Origin of the sequence: Serratia sp. JSRIV004, from assembly GCF_019968705.1 — a bacterium.
GTDB lineage: Bacteria > Pseudomonadota > Gammaproteobacteria > Enterobacterales > Enterobacteriaceae > Chania > Chania fonticola_B.
In genome coordinates, this window is the sequence record NZ_CP074140.1 from 2,484,571 (window position 1) to 2,506,386 (window position 21,816).

Annotated in this window: 13 protein-coding genes; all 13 read left to right on the forward strand. The window is 56.3% G+C overall.

Features of this window, described 5'->3' with window-relative positions:
* Nucleotides 1–12 precede the first annotated feature (12 nt).
* Nucleotides 13–1,317 (forward strand): type VI secretion system-associated FHA domain protein TagH, encoded by a 1,305-nt coding sequence (gene tagH / locus KGP21_RS11940; protein ID WP_223538278.1) that lies wholly within the window; start codon nt 13–15, stop codon nt 1,315–1,317.
* Nucleotides 1,314–1,820, forward strand: a complete 507-nt coding sequence (gene tssJ / locus KGP21_RS11945) for a type VI secretion system lipoprotein TssJ (RefSeq protein ID WP_021178399.1) — start codon at nt 1,314–1,316, stop codon at nt 1,818–1,820. The genes tagH and tssJ overlap by 4 nt, the downstream gene beginning before the upstream one ends.
* Before the next feature lie 2 nt (nt 1,821–1,822).
* Entirely contained in the window at nt 1,823–3,169 is a 1,347-nt protein-coding gene (gene tssK, locus KGP21_RS11950) for a type VI secretion system baseplate subunit TssK (protein ID WP_021804821.1), read from the forward strand.
* Nucleotides 3,169–3,936: a type IVB secretion system protein IcmH/DotU gene (gene icmH, locus KGP21_RS11955; protein ID WP_021178397.1), complete on the forward strand. Its 768-nt coding sequence runs from the start codon at nt 3,169–3,171 to the stop codon at nt 3,934–3,936. The genes tssK and icmH overlap by 1 nt, the downstream gene beginning before the upstream one ends.
* Before the next feature lie 9 nt (nt 3,937–3,945).
* Complete coding sequence (gene tssH / locus KGP21_RS11960; protein WP_021178396.1) at nt 3,946–6,549, forward strand: type VI secretion system ATPase TssH; 2,604 nt, start codon at nt 3,946–3,948, stop codon at nt 6,547–6,549.
* Nucleotides 6,546–7,328, forward strand: a complete 783-nt coding sequence (locus KGP21_RS11965; RefSeq protein WP_021178395.1) for a helix-turn-helix domain-containing protein — start codon at nt 6,546–6,548, stop codon at nt 7,326–7,328. Before tssH ends, KGP21_RS11965 begins: the two co-directional genes overlap by 4 nt.
* 2 nt (nt 7,329–7,330) lie before the next feature.
* Nucleotides 7,331–7,996, forward strand: a complete 666-nt coding sequence (gene vasI, locus KGP21_RS11970) for a type VI secretion system-associated protein VasI (RefSeq protein WP_223538281.1) — start codon at nt 7,331–7,333, stop codon at nt 7,994–7,996.
* Nucleotides 7,997–8,001: 5 nt separating this feature from the next.
* Nucleotides 8,002–9,402, forward strand: a complete 1,401-nt coding sequence (gene tssA / locus KGP21_RS11975) for a type VI secretion system protein TssA (RefSeq protein ID WP_179249860.1) — start codon at nt 8,002–8,004, stop codon at nt 9,400–9,402.
* A gap of 31 nt (nt 9,403–9,433) precedes the next feature.
* Entirely contained in the window at nt 9,434–12,967 is a 3,534-nt protein-coding gene (gene tssM, locus KGP21_RS11980; protein ID WP_223538284.1) for a type VI secretion system membrane subunit TssM, read from the forward strand.
* A 60-nt stretch (nt 12,968–13,027) separates the two neighbouring features.
* On the forward strand, nt 13,028–14,416 hold the full coding sequence (locus KGP21_RS11985) for a VasL domain-containing protein (RefSeq protein WP_223538287.1): 1,389 nt from the start codon (nt 13,028–13,030) through the stop codon (nt 14,414–14,416).
* A gap of 328 nt (nt 14,417–14,744) precedes the next feature.
* Nucleotides 14,745–16,748 carry a type VI secretion system tip protein TssI/VgrG gene (gene tssI / locus KGP21_RS11990; protein ID WP_371824864.1) on the forward strand — a complete coding sequence of 668 codons (2,004 nt, stop codon included), beginning with the start codon at nt 14,745–14,747 and terminating at the stop codon, nt 16,746–16,748.
* Nucleotides 16,749–16,767: 19 nt separating this feature from the next.
* Nucleotides 16,768–17,175 carry a DUF1795 domain-containing protein gene (locus tag KGP21_RS11995; protein WP_223538294.1) on the forward strand — a complete coding sequence of 136 codons (408 nt, stop codon included), beginning with the start codon at nt 16,768–16,770 and terminating at the stop codon, nt 17,173–17,175.
* Nucleotides 17,176–17,190: 15 nt separating this feature from the next.
* Complete coding sequence (locus KGP21_RS12000) at nt 17,191–21,816, forward strand: RHS repeat-associated core domain-containing protein (protein WP_223538297.1); 4,626 nt, start codon at nt 17,191–17,193, stop codon at nt 21,814–21,816.

Consider the following 21,816-nt stretch of genomic DNA (forward strand, 5'->3'; position numbering starts at 1 on the left):
GGAAGAGAGATCATGGATAAACAGCAACCGACGCTATCATTGCGAGTCGTCAATAGCGACAGATTGGAAAGTGGCAAACCGGCCAGCAGCCTGTTTAATGCACAGGGTGGGGTGGTGGGCAGTGACGGCAGCCATCATTGGTCTATTCAAGATCAGGGCGGTAATATCAGCCCTTCACAGTTTGCCATTGAATGGCGGGATGGGTCCTTTTGCCTGCGGGTGCTCAACGGTGCGGTGAGTATTAACCAGTCGATGCTGACGGCAAACTCCGGTTTGGTGCGCATTCAGCAAGGTGACGAGATCAGCGTGGGCAATCTGGCCATCAAGAGCCATATCAGTCGTTCGAACGCCGATATGATCGACCCGCTGATGGTTTCACCGGAATCGCTGGTCTCCAGCTACAGCAACCCGCTGGAAGCGATGATGGAAGGAGGCAATGCGCAGCCTTCCCACCATGAGCAGGACAACCGCCTGGCCGCCACGGTCGCCAACGGTTTCAGCCACGACCCGCTGCGGGTATTGGAAACCGAAAGCCTGACGATGCACGAACCTCTGAGCCCCCTCACCGGTGCCGATCAATCATTACAACAGGATCGCTACCGCGATCCGCTGTTCTCTTCTCCACTTTCTGATATCACCAAGGACAGTGCCATGGATCAGGAGTTTATCGATCTGCCGCAAATCAGCAGTTTTCTTTCCGGCCAGCAGGCACCGTCAGACAGCAAGATGGAACAGCAGCACGTGGCGATCACGCCGCTGATGCGGGGTTTTGGCGCGCAACTGCCAATCCGCAACAGCCAGGAGGCCAATGACTTCCTCGAAGAAGCCGGTAAAACGCTCAGGGCTGCCATTGAAGGGTTATTGGCTTTGCAGCGCAGCCAACACGGCCTGCGGGACAAACATCTGCGCCCAATCGAAGATAACCCGCTGCGTCTGAATATGGACTACGACACCACGCTCAGCCTGCTGTTTGCCGATCAAAAAAGCCCGGTCCACCTTTCCGCCCCGGCGGCGGTGGCCGAGAGCCTGCATAACCTGCGCCTGCACCATCAGGCCAACCAACAGGCGATTGCCCAGGCGTTGAGCACCATGCTGGAAGCCTTCTCCCCAGAGCGACTGCTGACGCGCTTTAGCCATTACATGCGCAGCAACGAGCGCCAGGAACAAGACTCCGCCTGGGCCTGGGAAATGTACAAAAACTACTACCAGGAATTGGCCTCCAGCCGCCAGCAGGGCTTCGAAAAGCTGTTTGGCGAAGTGTATGAACAGGCTTACGACCAGGCGCTGCGCCAGGGGATGAAGGACAGCGAACGATGAAAGGTGGCAGAGGATACTTTCTGACGACTGCGCTATGCCTGGTGCTGATGCTGTCAGGCTGCACGATATGGAAAAACAAGAAGCCGGAGCGCGCTACCGAGCAGCCTTCTACGCTGCGGTTGACGCTGCTGGCGGACGCGAATATCAACCCCAATGAGAAAGGCGAGGCCGCGCCGACCGAGATTGCGGTGGTGTACCTGAGCGATGATTCCAAACTGCTGGCCGCCGACTACGACCAGCTCGACACGGAAATACTGAAGAAAACGCTCAGTAAGAACTACATCGACCATCAGGAATACACCCTGCTGCCGAGCCAATATAAACCGTTACCCGCTATTGAGCTGGAAGAGAAGACCCACTATCTGGGGGTGATTGCCTACTATGCCGACGTTGATCGCGCTGAATGGAAAAAAATCATCAAGATCAAAGATGTTGGTCATAACTACGGCGTGCTGATCCACGTTAAAGCGGATGAAATCGACTTAAGGAAAGAGGAAGAATAACCATGCCGACCAAGAATCGGGTGATCTGGCGCGAAGGCCTGTTCATTAAGCCACAACACTTTCAACAGCAACAAAGACATAACGATTACCAGCTGCAGCGCCGTATCACCGCGCTGACCAATTACACCTATGGCTTCCACTCGCTGCAGATCAATCAGGAACTGCTCAAGCTGGGGCGTATCGGCTTGACCAACGCCAGCGGCAGCATGGCCGATGGCACGGTGTTTGATATTCCTTATCAGGATTGCGCGCCCAAGCCGCTGGACGTACTGAACTGCAACGATGCCGCCAGCCGCGATATCTATCTGGCGTTGCCGATGCTCAACGACACCATCAATGAGGTTGCCAGCCCGCACAGCCCACTGCCTGGGGCGATCCGCTACGCCGAACATACCGATGACGTGCGCGATTTGCATACCGACGGCGGCGATGTCAGCCAGCTGCTGCTGGCCCAGTTGGCACCGCGTTTGATGCAGGGCTCCGAAGATCTCAGCGCCTATTCCGTGCTGCCGGTCTGCCGCATTAAAGAGAAGCACCCGGACGGCTCGCTGATCCTGGATGAAGAATTTATTCCTACCTGCACCACTCTGCACGCCTCCGTACAGTTGAAAGACTTTATGGATGAAGTGGAGGGTACCTTGGTGGAGCGCGCCCGGCTGTTGGCCAAACGTATCGGTTCGCCGGGCCAGCAGGGGATTGCCGACGTGGCCGAATTCATGATGCTGCAGGTGTTTAACCGCATGCAGCCTTTGTTCACCCATCTGTCTCATCAGGCGGTGCTGCACCCACAGGATTTTTATAGCCACCTGGTGCAAACCTGCGGCGAATTGCGCACCTTTACCGACGAATCACGTCTGGCAGGCAGCTTCATCGTTTATAACCATGACAACCTGACCGATTGCTTCCAGCCGCTGTTCCTGGCGATGCGCCAAACGCTCAGCACGGTGCTGACACCGCGTGCTATCTCGGTACAGCTGCATCCACAGCCTAACGGCATTCGTGTGGGGACGATCAACGATAGCGATCTGTTGCGCAGCGCTGACTTTGTGCTGGCCGTTCGGGCGCAGATCCCGCAGGAACAGCTGCGTCGACAATTCGTGCAGCAAACCAAGATCACCTCGCTGGAGAAAATCCGTGAGCTGGTTAGCCTGCAACTGCCTGGTGTACCGCTGGTGGCGCTCTCTGCCGCCCCGCGTCAACTGCCTTACCATTCCGGCTATACCTACTTCATGTTGGATCGGCAAAGCCCGACCTGGAAAGAGGTCCTGCAAAGCAATGCGATTGCCTTCCACGTTTCGGGTGACTTCCCTGAACTGGATATGCAGTTCTGGGCGATTAGGAGCAGCTAATGAAAATGCATGCCGTCACGGATAACCCCGCGCTGCCCGAAACGGAAACCGTCACTTCGTATCGGCAATATCAGCTCCCGCTGCGCGGCGAGAGCCTGAATGCGATGGTGGACGCCGCCACGCCGTTACTCGGCATGGTGCTGCGCTTGAAAGATATGGAAAACCAGCCGCTGCCAGACCAGCTTTATCAGCAGGTGGTAACGGATATCCGCGCCATTGAGCAGTTCCTGCAAACCAAAGGCTACGAGCCAGGGGCGATCGTTTCGTTCCGCTACGTGCTTTGTACCTTTATCGATGAGACGGCGTTGGGGCACGGTTGGAATACGCAAAACGGCTGGTTGCAGCAGTCCTTGCTGGTGCATTTCCATAACGAAACCTGGGGCGGCGAGAAGGTGTACGTCCTGCTGGAACGCCTGATGGGCGAACCCAAACGTTATCAGGATCTGCTGGAGTTCATTTACCTGTGTTTCTGCCTGGGTTATCGCGGCCGTTACAAGGTGACATTGCAAAACAGCGATGACTTTGAACGGCTGTTCCGTCGGCTGCATCACCAACTGCAACAGCTGCGCGGTGAAGCGCCTGCGACCGTCTTGCACCAGAAACAAAGCCGCACCGGCGGGCGTTATTACCTGAGTAAACGGTTGACCATCAAGCACCTGCTATGGGGTGGCTTAGGCCTGTTGACGGTGATTTACCTGTTCTATGCCATCCAGTTACATGGACAGACTCAGGATATTTTGCAGCAGCTAAACAATTTATTGAGCTAGGAAGCACAGATGATTCAAATTGACTTGCCCACGCTGGTAAACCGCCTTAATCCCATCGCCCGCCATGCCCTGGAGGCCGCGGCGGCGCACTGCGTCAGCCTGCAGGAAGCGGAAGTGACGGTCTCGCAGGTATTAATGCAGATGGTCGCCAGCCCCTTAAGCGACGTCAGGGTGATCCTTAATCATGCTGGCGTGGACACTGACGCATTGCGTGAGTCACTCGATCAACGTATTTCCGGCTATCAGTCGGTCACTCAGGCTTATCCCAGCTTCTCCCCTTTGCTGGTGGAGTGGTTGCAGGACAGTTGGCTATTGGCGTCGGCCGAAATGGATCACAGCCAGCTGCGCGGCGGGGTGATGTTACTGACCTTACTGCTGAGCCCTATGCGTTATTTAACACCGGCGGCCAGCCGGTTGTTATCCCCGGTGAATCGCGAACTGTTGCGCCAGAACTTTGCTGACTGGACCGCCGATTCCGCAGAAGCTCCTCGGGTAGCGAAAGCGGGCGATAAAACCGCAACTGCCGCCGCCAATGGCGAAAGCCTACTGGCGCGCTATGCCAGCAACATGACCGAGCAGGCCCGTAAAGGCACGCTAGATCCTGTGCTGTGCCGCGACGAGGAAATCGACCTGATGATCGATATCCTGTGCCGCCGCCGCAAGAACAACCCGATCGTGGTGGGTGAGGCAGGCGTGGGTAAAAGCGCTCTGATCGAAGGCCTGGCGCTGCGTATCGTGGACGGCCAGGTGCCGGAAAAGCTGCGCAACAGCGAACTGATGACGCTGGATCTCGGCGCGTTGCAGGCCGGTGCGGCGGTAAAAGGCGAGTTCGAAAAGCGCTTCAAAGGGATCATGGCGGAAGTTGCCCAGTCGGCCACGCCGATCATCCTGTTTATTGATGAAGCCCATACGCTGATCGGCGCGGGTAATCAGCAGGGTGGCCTGGATATCTCTAACCTGCTGAAACCGGCGTTGGCGCGCGGTGAGCTGAAAACCATCGCCGCCACCACCTGGAGCGAATACAAAAAGTATTTTGAGAAGGATGCCGCGCTGTCGCGCCGTTTCCAACTGGTGAAGGTTTCTGAGCCGAGTGCCGAAGAGGCCACGGTGATCATGCGCGGCCTGCGCACCATCTATGAGAAGGCGCATGGCGTACTGATCGACGACGAGGCGCTACAGGCGTCGGCGGTGCTCAGCGATCGCTATCTCTCTGGCCGCCAACTGCCGGACAAGGCTATCGACGTGCTTGATACCGCCGCCGCGCGGGTGGCGATCAACCTGACTTCGGCACCGCGTCAGGTATCGGCACTGAAAACGCAGCTGCACCAGCAGGCGATGGAAATCCAGATGTTGGAGCGTGAACAGCGCCTCAACCTGAGCCAGCCGGATGAGCGTTTATCGGTGTTGCAGCAACAGCGCGCTGAGATCGAACAGCAACTGGCGGATCTGAATGCCAGCTGGCAAACCCAGCAGCAGTTGGTGCAGCAGATCATCGCCCTGCGGGCAGAGCTGCTGACGCAGGAAGAAAACGCGACGGAAGAACAGGTTATTAATCTGGCTGCGCTGGGTGCCGAGCTGGAACAACTGCAACAGCATCAGACCCTGGTTTCTCCACACGTGGATAAACATCAGATCGCGGCAGTGATCGCCGAGTGGACCGGCGTGCCGTTAAACCGCCTGTCGCAGAGTGAACTGTCGGTGGTCACCGAGCTGCCAACGTATCTTGGCGAACAGATCAAAGGCCAGGAAACCGCGATCCACTGCCTGCATCAGCATCTGCTGACCGCCAGGGCCGATTTGCGCCGTCCGGGTCGCCCAATGGGTGCTTTCCTGCTGGTGGGGCCAAGCGGCGTGGGTAAAACCGAGACCGTATTGCAGATCTCCGAGCTGTTGTACGGCGGGCGCCACTATCTCACCACCATCAACATGTCCGAGTTCCAGGAGAAACACACCGTTTCGCGCCTGATCGGTTCACCGCCGGGCTATGTGGGCTATGGCGAAGGCGGCGTGTTGACTGAAGCCATCCGCCAGAAACCCTATTCGGTGGTGCTGCTCGATGAAGTCGAAAAAGCCCACCCCGACGTGCTCAACCTGTTCTACCAGGCGTTCGACAAGGGTGAACTGGCCGACGGCGAAGGCCGCATCATCGACTGCAAGAACGTGGTGTTCTTCCTGACCTCCAACCTGGGCTATCAGACCATTGTCGATCACGCCGAACAGCCGGAACTGCTGGGTGAACTGCTGTACCCCGAGCTGGCGGCCTTCTTCAAACCGGCCCTGTTGGCGCGTATGGAAGTGGTGCCTTACCTGCCGCTGGGCAAGGACACGCTGCAAACCATCATCCACGGCAAGCTCAAACGCCTGGATAACCTGCTGCGCCAGCGCTTTAACGCCGAAGTGGTGATTGAGCCTGAGGTGATCGAAGAGATCCTGCTGCGCGCCACCCGTGCCGAGAACGGGGCGCGCATGCTGGAGTCGATTATCGACGGGGCGTTGCTGCCGCCGGTTTCCCTACTGCTATTGCAAAAAATGGCGGCAGGTACGGCAATCAGCCATATCCGCATTGCCACGGAGGGAAATGCGTTTACCGCACAGGTCGAGGAGGCGCTATGAGGCAACGGCTGAAATGCTTACTGGCGCTGCTGGAAAACGATTCGGTCGAGCATTTGGTCCATGGCTTTTTGACGCTGGATCACCACCGTCACGGGTTCGACGGCTTGATGGTGGCGATGTTCAACGCCAGCGAGGGGCAGTTGGAATGCCTCCGCCTCTCTGATGCCAACCGGCGCGCTACGGTGAAGCTGGAAGCCGATATCGAAGACACCAACCACCCCTTGGTGCGGGTGCTGCGTAATGGCGCACCCGAAGTCTGGTACGCGCTCAATCGCGGGGTGCGCATCGAAGATGACGGCTTTCGTGGCTTTATTGAGGCGTTGCCCAACGGTTGCAGCATGTATGGCGTACCGCTGTTTGATTTTCAGGGGCGGGCCTGCGGGGTGATTGCGGTGTTTGCCGAGGATATCGATCGATTTGTGGACAGCCGGGGCATGTTCTCTATCTATTGCCAGATTTTTCAGCACCGCCTCAACAAGCTGCAAGAGGTAGAGCATCTGCGATCGCAACTGGTCCAGCTGCGATCGATGTTCAAGGTGCGTGAAAAACAGTTGGATGAGCTGATGGTCTCGCTGAGCACCTCCGACGTTTCCACCTCGCCAGAGCTATCACGCGATTACAGCAAGATAGATGACCTGTCTAGCGCGGTGGAGGCGTTTGAAGCCGCGGTACTGACGCAGCGCCAGCGTCTGTACGGCAATGACAAAAACCGCATCGCCGACAGCCTGGGGATCACGCCGCGCACCCTGGGTTACAAGTTGGCGAAATACAGGTGTTAGCTATGAATACGTGGTTATTGATCGGTTCGTTACTGCTTTCCGGCAGCCATTCAGCCACCGAGTGGCTAAGTGGCCTGTCGCTGTCGCAGCCTGAAGGGGATGCGCATCAGTTGGCGCTGCTGATGAACTGCCGCAGTGAAAGCTCGCCGCTGGTGCGTCTGGACTGTTACGACAACGCGTTGTCAGCGGCCAGCGGCGACAATCCTGGTCAGGTACAGGCCGGGCCAGCCTGGCAGCGAGCCATGGCGCAGGAAAAAGGCCGCCGCGATCACTCGACGGCATTCCTGATAAGCGAAGGGCAGGGCAACAACCCGCAGGTGGTGCTGACCACGCCAGCGATTGGTGTGCCACCACCGCGGCCAGTGCTGATGCTGAGCTGCATCGACAACATTACCCGTTTGCAGATCGCCTTGGTCGGTCCGCAAAAAGACGGTGCGGTGACGCTAACGGCGGATAGCGACCGGTTTAACGTGCAGTGGTTCCTGCGTGAAAACGGCTATCTGCTGGAATCCAGCCGGGGCCTGGCCGGTATTGATGAGATCAAGCGGTTGATGTCGGCGCAGACGCTGACGATCGACGGTACCAACGGCGGGTTACCCCGTCTGACATTTAATATTTCGCAGTTAACGCCAGCGCTGAAACCGCTGCGTAACGCCTGCCACTGGTGAGGACTATGGATAGCACGTCACAACATCCCTGGCATGCATTATTGCTGACACCGCTGACGCCCGAGCAGACCGCCAAGGCGTTGGCCGATGACGATCCGCAATGGGAGCATATCGACAGCCAGATGGTCAAAGTGGGTTCGCTGACCCACAGCTCGCTGAATATTGATGACCTTCAGCAGCAGGCGATGGCTCTGCTGTCGCAAAAAAGCAAAGACTTCCGTTTGGTGGTGCACCTGCTGCGTACCTTGCAGCACGGCGGCGAACCGAGCGACCTGATGCTGGCGATCTCCTTGCTGACCGCCTACGTGCAGAACTTCTGGACCAGCGCCTGGCCGTTGAACCCGCTGCATAAGCGCCGCTTTGCCCAGCAGATCCTCAAGCGTTTTGACAGCGCCAGCGGCAGCTTTAGCCAACGGGCGACGGATGCCCAACGCCAGGATGTGCAAGGTTTGCTGGCACATCTGGCCCAGGTCTGGCACAGCGACGAACCGGCCCTGGCGAAAGAGGTGGATAGCCTGCGAACCAGCTATGCGCGGTTGCCTACTCGCACCGTTGAACCGGTGGTTGAGGAGGAAGAACGCCCTCAGTCTGGTGCGGCATCGACATCAGCATCAGCCTCTGCCAGTAGAACGATCAGCCCCAGCCTGAGCATTGATAGCTCCAGCGATAAAGCCTGGCGGCAAACGCTGCTGAAAATGGCGGATTTGCTGTGTGAACTACACCCCGAGGCTGCCATTGGTTTCCGCCTGCGTCGCCATGCCCTGTGGGGCAGTTTGACCGCGCCACCGATAGCGCAGGCCGATGGACGCACGCCGCTGGCAGCCGTTTCTGTCGATCGCATGGCCGATTATCTGGGGCGCGTGGCCACTGCGGATCTGGCCCTGTGGCAACAGGTAGAACAGAGCCTGGCGCTGGCACCTTACTGGCTGGATGGCCACGCGCTTTCGGCGCAGATCGCTATTCGGCTGGGATACGCAGGGGTTGCGCAGGCCATACGCGACGAACTGAGCGCCTTTATCGAGCGCATGCCGGCGTTAACCACCCTTTATTTTACCGATATGACGCCATTCCTCTCCCCTGAATCTGCCAGCTGGTTACAGCAGGATACGGGTGCCAAAGGGGGAGGTCACACTATTGAACAGGATGAAATTTGGCAATGCTATCAACAGCAAGGACTGGAAGCCGCGTTACAGATGATCGATCGGCAATCGCAGCAAGCCGAACCCAGGGACCGTTTTTACCTGCAATTGCTCAGCGCCCAGTTACTGGAAAAAGCGGGGATGACGGCGCTGGCACAGCAGCACTACCACAACCTGTTGCAGGTGGGGCAGCAAGTGCAGCTAAGCGAATGGGAACCGGCGTTGATCGCCTTGCTCACAGACAAGCAGCGGCAGCTCAAGCCGTGATGGCCAGGGAAGGGAACAGGAGCGTTAACGCATGAAATTGCCCTCATTTATTCATTTTGCCAGACCGGCCGTTCCGCGCATCAAAGCCTCGGTGCCGGTGGTGCTGGCGCTGTTGGCCTGTATCGGCTTGATTTGGGTCTGGATTTACGGGCCGGAATGGAAGCTGAAGGATTACCAACCGTTCGAACCTTTGCTGAGCCGCTGGTTAGTGACTGCATTGGTGGTGCTGCTGGCGGTGTGCTGGCTCACCTTCAAAATGGTGCGGCGTTTACAGCAGTTGGAAAAGCTGCAGCTGCAGGCCAAAACGCAGGTCGACGATCCGATCCTGGCCGATATCGAACAGCAGGACCAGTATCTGGGCGTCTGGAAGCAGCAGTTGCAACGGCGGCTGAATACCCCGGCTTATCTCTATCGCCTGCCTTGGTACATGGTGATTGGCACCCGCAACAGCGGCAAAAGCACCCTGATCAAAGAAGGCTACAAGCTGACCGAAATCGCCAGCCCGGAACTGACCAGCGTGGAAGACGCCGGTGAGCTGCGCGTGCGCTGCTGGCTGGGTGAACAGGCCGTACTGATCGATCCGGCAGGTGAACTGATCGAGCAGCCAACGCTGTCCATAGTGGGCAAAGCGGCGCTCAATAGCCGCCTATGGCAAAGCCTGCTGAACTGGCTGGTTGAACACCGTAAACGCCAGCCGCTGAACGGCCTGATCCTCACCGTCGATCTGCATCAACTGCTGACGGCGAACAAAGCTCAGCGCGAAAACATGGTTGCCAGCCTCCATCAGCGTTTGCAGGATGTGCGCCAGGCGCTGCATAGCCAACTGCCGCTGTACGTGGTGTTTACCAAACTGGACCTGCTGTACGGGTTTGAAGCGATGTACCAGACGCTGGATAAGGCGCAACGCGAAGCGGTGCTGGGGGTGACATTTAGCCTGAACGCCGCCGAGCCGGAGGTGTGGCGCAAAGAGTTGCAGCAGTTCTGGCAACAATGGATCGCCCAGTTGAACGGCGCGATGCCAGACATGATGCTCAACGGCGTTGATGCCGGGCAGCGTAGCCAGCTGTTCAGCTTTACCCGCCAGATGCAGGGCCTGCAAGAGTATGTGGTGCAACTGCTGGAGGGGATCCTCTACAGCGGCGATCATCAACAGCCGCTGCTGCGCGGTATCTACCTGACTTCTGCCCAACAGCGCGGACAGATGGATGACGTGTTTACCCAGTCTGCCGCCGTGCAGTATCACCTGTCGCCGCAGGCCTTCCCAACCTGGCCGGTCGCCGAAACGACCCCATACTTCACCAAAGAGCTGTTTAATCAGGTGTTGCTGGCGGAACCGAATTTGGCGGGGGAAAACGGCCTGTGGCTGCGTAATTCCAGAAAACGCCTGATGGTGTTCTCCTGCGTGGGCGCCGTGGTGGCGATGACGCTGTGGGGTTGCTGGCAATACTACTATCAGAGCAACTACCGTGCCGGACAAGAGGTTCTTGCCCAGGCCAAAACCTTCCTCTCCATCCCGACGCCAAAGGGTGACGATCGCTATGGCAACCTGCAGCTGCCGTTGCTGAACCCGATCCGTGACGCCACGCTGGCTTATGGCAACTACCATGAGCGCAACAGCCTGTTGGCGGACATGGGCCTGTATCAAGGCAACAACATCGGCCCTTATGTGGAAAGCACCTATCTGCAGCTGTTGCAGCAGCGCTTTGTTCCGGCGTTGATGAGTGGCCTGTTGGAGCAGTTGAATGCTGCGCCTCCAGGCAGCGAAGAGAAACTCGAGATCCTGCGTGTGATGCGCATGCTGGAAGACGGCAGTGGCCGCAACGTGGCGCTGGTGGAACAATTTATGGGCGACCGCTGGAGCCAGCAGTTTAACGGCCAGCGCGAAGTGCAACAGCAGTTGATGGGCCATCTGGACTATGCGCTCAAGCACACCGATTGGCGTGCCGCGCGGGAAAGTGGCGATCAGGTTGCCATCAAGAACTTTATCCCTTATCGCCAGCCGATCCAGCTGGCACAGCGCGAGTTGAGCAAGCTGTCGATTTATCAGCGGGTGTACCAGAACCTGCGCATCAAGGCACAGGAAGCACTGCCTCCGGCCCTGAACCTGCGCGATCAGATAGGTGCCAGCTTTGATGACATCTTTATCTCCAACAACGATCGCCTACTGGTGGTGCCGCAGTTCCTGACGCGCAACGGTTTGCAGAACTACTTCACCAAGCAGAATGACCAACTGGTGGATCTGACGGTGATGGACAGCTGGGTGCTGGATCTCAGCAAAAACGTCGAGTATAGCGAGGCGGATCGCAAAGAGATCCAGCGGCAGGTGACCGAGCAGTATATCGGTGACTATACCGCCACCTGGCGTGCGGCGATGAATAACCTGTCGGTCGGTGAGTTTGAAGATCTGCCGCAGGCGATCAGCGCCATCGAACAGGTGATCAGCGGTGAGCAGCCTTTCCGCCGTGCCTTGCAGACGCTGAGTGATAACACTCGGCTGCCTGCGGTGCCTGACGCGTTGCAGGGTAAAGAACGCCAGGAGCTGATGCAAAAATCCGATTATCAACTGCTGGGCCGCATCAATCGCGAGTTCGCGCCGGAAACCGCCGTGCTGGTTGAGAACGGTGACAAAGGCAGCGTGCTGCAAAGCGTCTACCAAAAGCTGACCGAACTGCACCGTTACCTGCTGGCGATCCAAAACTCACCGGCACCGGGTAAAGCGGCCATGAAGGCGGTACAGCTGCGCCTGGATCAAAACAGCAGCGACCCGATCTTCGAAGTTCAGCAGTTGGCGAAAAACCTGCCGGAACCGCTGAACCGTTGGGTCGGGGATTTGGCCGAGCAAGCCTGGCGCGTCGTGATGATGGAAGCCATCCAATCGTTGGAGGTCGAGTGGAACGAGACGGTGGTGAAGCAGTATCACACCTACCTGGCTGGCCGTTATCCGTTCGATCCTAAGTCGCAGCAGGACGTGCCGCTGAGCGAGTTTGAACGCTTCTTCGGCCCGAAAGGCACCCTGGACAGCTTCTACCAGCAGAACCTGAAGCCGTTCGTGGATAACAACCTGAGCAGCGGCAGCGACGGGCAACTGTTAATCCGCCCAGACGTGCTGCAACAGCTGGCTCAGGCGCAGAAGATCCGCGAAACCTTCTTCTCGGCACAAAACGGCCTGGGTACCCAGTTCGCCATCGAACCGGTGGTGCTGAGCGGCAACAAACGCCGCAGCGTGCTGAACCTGGATGGGCAACTGCTGGATTACGCCCATGGCCGCAGCAATATGGTGCATCTGGTTTGGCCTAACTCCATGCGGGCCGGGGTAGAAAGCAAGGTAACGCTGGTTCCGGATGAAAACGGCAAGTCTCCACGCAGCATCACCTTCAGCGGCCCTTGGGCACAGCTGCGGCTGATCAACGCCGGTGAGTTGACCAACGTCGGCACCAACTCGTTCGATGTCCGCTTCAAGGTGGACGGCGGCGAGATGACCTACCGCATCCATGTGGATGAGTCCGACAACCCGTTCGCTGGCGGTCTGTTCAGCAAGTTCACTCTGCCAGACACGCTGTATTAATCGTTGTTATCCCGTCTCTCTGCCGCGCTTGGCAGAGAGACGCTTTAAGGATGAGTCCGCATGAGCGAAGCCTCAGAAAATATCATCATTCAAACCGGCGGCGATCCGCGCCATTGGCCGGAATTCAGCGCCATTCGTGAAGAGATCAACAAGATCAACCACCCGGCGCGGCCAGAGGTTAACTGGCGCCTGATTGAGTCGCTGGCGTTGACGCTGTTCCGTACCAACGGAGTCGATCTGCAAACCACGGTGTACTACGCCCTGGCGCGTACCCAAAGGCATGGGCTGGCCGGGTTTACCGAAAGCTGCGAGCTGTTGGCGGGCATGGTGGTCAGCCAATGGGAACGACTGTGGCCAGAGCAGCCGCAGGCCCGCTCGGAAATACTGGAGTGGTTCAACGCCCGCGTCGGTAGCCAACTGCGCCAGCACGAGTTCGGCATTGACGACCTGCGCCTGGTGTACCGCGCCGAGCGGGCGCTGCAACTGCTGTGCGACAAACTGCAGCAGGTTGAGCTCAAACGCGTGCCACGCATTGAAAACCTGTTGTACCTGATGCAGAACACCGCCAAACGGCTGGAAGCCGCCCATGAAGCGGCCAAACAGCCGCCAGCGCAACCGCTGAAGATGCCCTCGATGGTGTATCTCTCGGTGCCCGAGGCGGAGCCGATCCGCACCCTGTTCTCGGGGGCAAAAACGGCAGCGAATGAACCCCCTCCGGCCTACGAAGAACCCGCGCCACAGCCAATAGAACAACCGTTGCCCAATGTGGAAGTGCGTTTTGCACCGCCACCACCGGTCATCCCTAAAGCGGCCAAACGTGCTGCAACGGCTTGGGGCTTTGGCGGCGGTGTGCTGTGCAGCCTGGTGGTTGCCGGTGCGGCTTATCTGATGCAGGTCAAACCAATGCAGGAGCGGCTGGCGGGGCTGGCCGCCACCCCAGAAGGTTCGGTGCAGCTGTGGCTGGCGCAACCGAACCTGGACGGCTACGGCCAGCAACTGAACACGCTGGAGAACCTTTCTCCGTTGGCCGGGTTGCGTACCGCCGATGCCTCGGTGGCGCTGGCCAACCAGCTGTGGCCGACCGATCCGGAGCAGATTGCCCAAAGCCAGCGTTGGCAACGGCTGCTACAGGCGCGGCTCGGCAGCGAGCGGGCCGACAGCAGCTATTTCCAGGTGCAGCAGCGCTTGCAGGCGCTGTCGGACAAGCTGCTTGAACAGGAACAAACGCGCGGCAGCCTGACGCTTTCCTATCTGAAAACGCAGGTTTATCAGATGCAAAATGAACTGAACCGTGAAACGCCGCTGGAAGAGTTGCTGCGGCAGTTGGCGGTTTCGGTGGAACAACAACAACCGGCTTCACCGGTGCTGCTCAAGCAGATAGACGAGCGCTGGAATGCACTGCTCAGTCGCTATCACCAACTCACGCAGCAGGCAGCATCTGCCCGCTAACCTCCAGGAAGGAAAAGATATGTTTGCTGATGACAAGAAAAACGCCCCCAAGGGGGGCGTGCAGCCGAAGAACATTGTGGCCACGGAGACGCCGTCAGTCAGTGGCGATCAGGTGGTGGATATGGTGGGAGCTGCGGCTGGCGCTGTAGGCGGCAAGGCGGGCAAGGTGGTATCGCAGGCGGCAGATATTGCCAAAAAGGCAGGATCGATAGCCTCATCCGTAGGCATCAATCCGAAGAACATTGTCAGCGGGGGGAGCGCAGCGGGCATAGCCTCATCTGCGGGCGTCAAGCCGATGAGCTTTGCCAGCGGCGGCAGCGCCACGGCGATGGCGTCCTCGGCTGCCAGTGCCTTGATGGGCGGCGCGGAACCGAGTGGGTTGCAGTTCACGCTCTCCACGGCGAACCTGCCTCCGCAGACCTTTGTGGTGGTGGATTTCAGCCTGACCGAGATGCTTTCCTCACCGTTCGTGCTGAACGTGGGCCTGGCCAGTGCCGATCCGGCCATCGACTTTGCCGCGGTGCTGGATGAAGATGCGACGCTGGTGATCAAGCGTGAAGGGGTAGTGCAACGCAGCATCACCGGCATGGTGGCGAGTTTTGAACAGGGCGATACCGGCCTGCATCAGACTCGTTATAGCATGGTGATCCGCCCGGCACTGTGGCGCACCACGCTGCGGCGCAACTCGCGCATCTTCCAGCAGCAGAGCATCGAAAGCATCATTACCACCTTGCTGAAAGAGAACGGCATCACCGATTTTGCCTTTGGCTTGCGCAATCCCCACCCGGCCCGTGAGTTCTGCGTGCAGTATCAGGAATCTGATTTTGACTTCATCCAGCGGCTGGCCGCCGAAGAGGGGATGTTCTACTACTTCGAATACCCCGAAGGCAAAAACATCGTGGTGTATACCGATGACGTGGGCACCCTGCCGCAGGGCGCTGTGCTGCCGTATAACCCAGGCGTAGCCTCTCAGGCGCTGGAGCTGTGTGTCACCACCTTCACCCGTAGCGCACAGGTGCGTACCGCCGTGGTGGAACTGAAGGATTACACCTTTAAAAACCCGCAGTGGTCGGCGGCCTTTAATGAGCAGGCCAGCGAGCTGCAAAACCAACGGCCAGACTACGAACACTTCGACTTCCCTGGGCGTTTCAAAGATGAACAGCACGGCAAGGCCTTTACCCATTACCGCCTGGAAGCCCTGCGCAACGATGCCAACCTGGGGAATGGGCAGAGTAACGACTTTACCCTGCAACCGGGGCTGCTGTTTACGTTGACCAGCCACCCGCGTAGCGATTTGAACCACCAGTGGCAACTGCTGAGCATTCAGCACAGCGGCAGCCAGCCTCAAGCGCTAGAGCAGGAGTCTGGTGGGCAAGGCACCACGCTGAGCAACCAGTTCGTCTTCCTGCCGCACACCCAGACCTGGCGGCCGACGCCGATGCCGAAACCGAGCATGGACGGCCCACAGATCGCGATGGTGGTGGGTCCAGCCGGGGAAGAAATCTACTGTGATGAGTTCGGCCGTATCCGCCTGCAATTCCTGTGGGACCGCTACGGTAAAAGCAACGACAACAGCTCATGCTGGATCCGCGTGACCCAACCGTGGGCCGGACAGGGTTGGGGGATGTTGGCCATTCCACGTATCGGCCAGGAAGTGGTGGTGGATTTCCTGCATGGCGATCCGGACCAACCGATCGTCACCGGGCGTACCTATCACGCCAACAATATCCCACCGGGATCGCTGCCTGCCAGCAAGACCCAGATGGCGTTCCGCTCCAAGACCCATAAGGGCGAGGGTTTCAATGAGTTGCGGTTCGAGGATGCCAAGGGGGGCGAGGGGCTGTTTCTGCATGCCCAGAAGGATATGAGTACGATTGTGTTGAATGACCGCAGTACCACGGTTATCGCCAATCACGATGAAAAGGTGGGTCAGAATCAGTCTGTCGCCGTGACACAGAATCAAACCGTCGCTGTGGGAGCAAATCAGGAAATCTCCGTCGACGGCGCGCAGAATAAAGTGATCAAAGGCGAAAAAAATCTGGTCGTTAACGGGGGCCGCTATACGGAAATCAAACCAGGAGGTTCAGATGGTGACACGCCTGTAGGTGGGTTCGCGGCGGCCGCCGCCGCTATCGCCAAAGCGCTTGCACCTAAAGTCAACGACACGTTGGTAGTTCAAGACAATATTACGCTGGAGTCGTTAGAAGGTGGGGTGGTCCTCAATACGAAAGGGGGATCTATCACTATTGATGCCGCAGGCAATATCGCGATCGTGGGCACCAGTATTACCGTGAATGGCGCCTATATTGGCCTGAATGCCTCACCAAAATAATTTAAAAAGGATTTTAAAAATGTATCAGATGAATGAAGGCACATTTGTTGCTCCTGAAGGGTGGCGAGATGAAAGCGTTAATGTGTTTATTTGCCCGGATGAAAGCGGCATTAATCTCACGATAACTCGGGCTGCCATCAGTAAAGGCATTCCCCCAGAGGAAACGTATGAAGATACGTTGAAAGAGTTTGAGGCACATTTACCGGGGTATAAGGAAGTCGAACGCAAACCGATCGTGCTTGATGATGAACCCGCCTACCAGTTGGAATACCACTGGAAAAGCCCAGAAGGACCAATGCACCAATTGGTAGTGATGTACGCCAAAGGAAGCCAGTTGGTGAATTTCACGTTTACCTCCCCTGGGGTCATGAGTCATAGCCAGAAGGCCTCATTGTTGCCAACGATAATGGGCTTCAAACCGCGTTAATAGCAGGGAGGCGTGATGCTACAACAATCTATAGGAACCCGCATTGCCCGAATGGGCGCGATGCATGGCTATAAGCCGTCCGGTGAAATTCCCAAACCTACGGAAGGTCAACCTGCGGCAACGATCGGCCATGCGATTAAGCATGCCAGTTTTTGGGCAAAATTGGCTGGCGTGGTGGCGGGAGCCATCATTGCGGCGGCCGTCATTGCCGTGACAACCGCATTGATAGGCGGTCCGGCGGTTTTGGTTCTGGGTATTGCTGCTGTGGGCTGTATGGGGGCAGCCTACGCCGCCTCCGAACTGGGATCTCCGGGAGTAGCCAGTGCGGCGGCCAAAGTTGGTTCCGCTATTGGTGACGGCTTGATGCTGGGCATGACCGATATGATCACCGGTGCCAGTAATGCGGTAACAAATTTCTTTGAAGACATGGGCAGTATGGATGGAACTATCGTCACGGGTGCGTTCGGTGTGGTGATAGAAGGTGCGCTCGCTGCAAGGGCTGGCGTCAAAATCAAAGAGCCGGGAGCCCCCGCATCGGCAGCGGACAGTTCATTGGCTGAAGGGGTATCAGAGGGGTTCTCTGCGGGGGTGACGGATACCGTCGCGTGTTCCAAACATACTTCAGCACCGCCACCAAAAATTGCAGAAGGCAGTGATACGGTCTTTATTAATGGTCAGCCAGCGGCCCGTAAGGGCGATAAAATCGAATGTGGCGCGACCATTAAACAAGGGGCTAAGACCGTCTTTATTGGTGTGGAGGGAGCGACCTACCTCAATGTGGCCGAGGAGTTTTCCTGGTGGCAGAAAGCCATATTCATTGCCGTCGAGTTCTTAATCCCCCCAAGCAGGGGAATGGTCAAGGGTTTTGGTAAACTGTTTACGCGTGCAGGGCGAAAGGCTTTGGTTAAAGGGGCGAAGATTGGCGCACTGAAAACGGCCCGTAATGTACGGAGAAACTCCGGCTGTGCGCGACATGCTTTTAAAAATAATACCGGGTTCAAGCGTTTTTCTGAGTCGACCAAAAAGTTCTTTAAAGGTGACCCGATTGATGTGGTGACCGGTAGGGTCATGGAGCAGCGAACCGACTTCGAATTGGGGCAGACTATCCCCTTATTCTTTACTCGAACGTTCGTCGCTGACTATGTAGGTAAGGGTATTGTTGCCAAAAACTGGGCTGACAACTTTAGCGAATGTCTGTTGCTTAATGACTCCCAGGATCTTATCGAAGTCCAATTATTTGACGGGCAATCGCTGTACTTCTCATTGCCAGCTGGCTTTGATGAGGCGTGTAACCCTGAACATCCAGATTATATTCTGGCGCGTAGCGATGAAGGGTTCTGGTTAACGGACAGACGCAATCGCATCTCGCGTCAATTTATCGTTTCAACCACCAATCCAACCTTGTGTTTATTACATGCCCATCGCGATCTTCACGGTAACTCGATTGTGTTTCACAGGGATGAACAGCAACGATTAACCAAAGTTCATCACAGTGATGGGATCGTTCTGACATTTAGCTGGCATGTTAATGGCTATCTTCACCAGATTATTCGGATTGACTCCGGTCTTAATGATGTGTTGGTGAGTTATCAGCAAAATACGCAGGGCTACTTGGTTGAGGCAGATAGTCTGACGTATTACCACCTGTTTTATGATTACACCTCTCAGGGCTGGATATCACGTTGGTTTGATAATGATAAAACCTGGACGCGTTATGAGTATGACGGTGTAGGCCGGTGTACCTTCAGTGAAGCCGCTGAGGGGTATTATACCGTTACGTTCAACTACAGCCCAGGCTGTACCGAGGTTACTGACGGGAAAGGCCATACTACACACTACTATTATGATGAGCAACAACGGGTCACCGCCGTACAGCAACCTGATGGCAGCACCACCCGTTATGTTTATGATGAATTTGATCACTTGCTCAGCCAGATATCGCCGCAAGGGAGAACGATAGCGTTTGAGTACCTGGGAACCACCGGGTTGGTATCACGCTATATTAACGAGGCGGGTGAGTGTTGGCAGTATACGTACAATTCGGCACAGCAGTTAACCTCAGTAAAAGATCCGTTTGAACGTGTCTGGCTGCAACAATATGACGACAAAGGGGAGCCAAACCATTTCCTCGCGCCTGATGGCTCGGCAACCACGCTAAATTATAATGCGGCAGGCCTGGTCGTTACCGTGGAAAGCAGTAATGGCATGCGTCAGTTTTTAAATTATGACGGCCAGCATCATCTGCTCACCCTGTTTAATGAAGAGCGTGGTGCTTTGCAACTGCGCTATGACAAACAGGGCCGCGTGCGCTCTCTATCGCAGAATGGTAAAAACGAATGGGGCTATCAATACGATCGTCGCGGAAGACTGATCAAAAATACCCGCCCGAACGAAAGCCATGAAGATTTTACTCACGATCGGCATGGCAACCTGACGGCCTACTCCGACGCGAATGGTGTGGTGTGGCGCATGGAGTACGGCGCCTTTGACCTGCCGATGGCGCGGACGGATGGTGAAGGGAACCGTTGGCAATATCATTATGATAAGGACACGTTGGCGTTATGCCGAGTGACTAACCCTGCGGGAGAATCGTATCAGTATGAATTGAATGAGGTTGGCCGTGTCATCACCGAGCGGGATTATGCCGGTACCGAATGGCATTACTCCTATGATGAGGATGGCAACTGCATTGAGAAGCGGGATGCGTTAGGCCAGGTTACACGCTATGAATATGATGCCTGCTGCCAATTGCTGGTAGTAACCACGCCTGAAGGGGAAACGCGCAACATCTATGATCGGATCGGGCGTTTGCTCAGCGTTGTTACAGAAGGTGATGAGTTGGCCTTCACCTATGATGAAAACGATCGCATCGTACGTGAAGTGAACCAGGAACGTGAAATTACCCGGGAATACCCGGATGAGTTCACGGTGATCCGCCATCTGTCTTCTGCGAACTCATCACCCGTTTTAACAACGGTTTTCCACTATAACCGCGTTGGTGAGCTAACAGGGGTTGATTTACCCGATGCCCAACACTTGAAGTTCATTAGCGACAAGGAAGGGCATGAACGTGAACGTGTGAGCCCGGCAGGGTTTATGTTCTGCCAGGACTACGATGAGATGGGGATGTTGACCCGGCAACGGGCCGGACGTCAAACGCAGATCTTCAGTCCTGAAGAGGTCCATGATATTCCAAGACCGACGCTGGCGAGTCTGGACAGGACTTATCAATACGACGCGGCGCTGAATCTGGTGGGGGCCAACGATGACAATGAACGCCTGAGTTATGTGGTGAATGGTAATCAGCAGGTGGTATCGGTCAGCAACGGGCGTTCATTAAAAGAGCACTATCGCTATGATGCCAGTGGTTACGTGGCCCAAAGGCAAACCGGTGAACAACAGCTTGTTGCTCATGATGAAATCTATCAACGGGGCCATAGGCTAAAGCAACTGGGTCAAAACTGGTATGAATATGATGTCGCGGGGCGTATGACCGTTAAGCGTATTCAGCGAGAGGGTTATCGGCCGGAATATACGCGTTTTATCTGGAATTCGAAGGACCAGTTGGTTGCGTTGAAGGATGCTCAGGGCCGACGTTGGCAGTATCGCTATGATCCTTTTGGTCGCCGCACGGAAAAATGCTGCGAAGAACAAGGGCTACGTGTCAGTTATCTGTGGGATGGGGACAGCATAGCGGAAATCAGGGAGTATCGGCATGGGCACTTGCAAAAGGTCCGGCACTGGGTATTTAATGGCTGGGAGCTGATTGCCCAGCAAGAGTGTACTTATGCAACTGAGCCTTCAGAGGAAGGTGTACGCTGGGTGTTTGAAACACAGTTTGCCGTTTGTGCTCCTTCGGGACAACCGTTAGCGCTCTTTAACACCGCAGGAAAACGCGTCTGGCGTAGACCCCAGGAATCGTTGTGGGGGATTGCCTTAGGCAAAGCAGATCAGAACCCACAGTTAGATCCGGGGCTGAAGTTTGCAGGCCAACTATGGGATGCCGAGTCAGGGCTGCATTACAATCGGTTCAGATATTATGATCCGCAGGCAGGATGTTATCTGACGTCGGACCCGATAGGGCTGGCGGGGGGCGAAACTCCTTACTCATATGTTCATAATCCGTTGGATTCTATGGATCCTTTGGGATTAGCGGCGGCTGATTATCCTTGGAATCAAAGTAGCATTAGTTTCGGTGAATGGTTTGACTCTGCTAGTGTTCAAGATGTAAAAGAGGCAATGGCTAATAAAGCCATAAAGACTGGTGTAACGGATGCGTTACGTAATGGTGGCGGGGCTCATGAGTGGTTCCCTGTTTCGATGGCTGAAAAAGCCAAGTCATTAGGGTTTACTTATAATGAACTTATTGAACTATCAACGCCACGTTCGAGTGTCTGGTTCCAAAATGTGCCAGACCCTAGAAATATAGGTGCTTATTTAGAAGGGCCACATTCTACGGGAGCTAAATTGCCACTTGGCCAATCAGGTCGTGCAAGCTCTATCGCACATACAATTCTCTCTGAGAGGTTAAGTCAAGTCACATCAAAATCTGAAGCAATAAAAACAATCAAGTCATTTGCAAATCAATATGTGAAAAATGGTGCGGAATTTGTTAGGGCATTCAAATGTGGAAAGGGATGA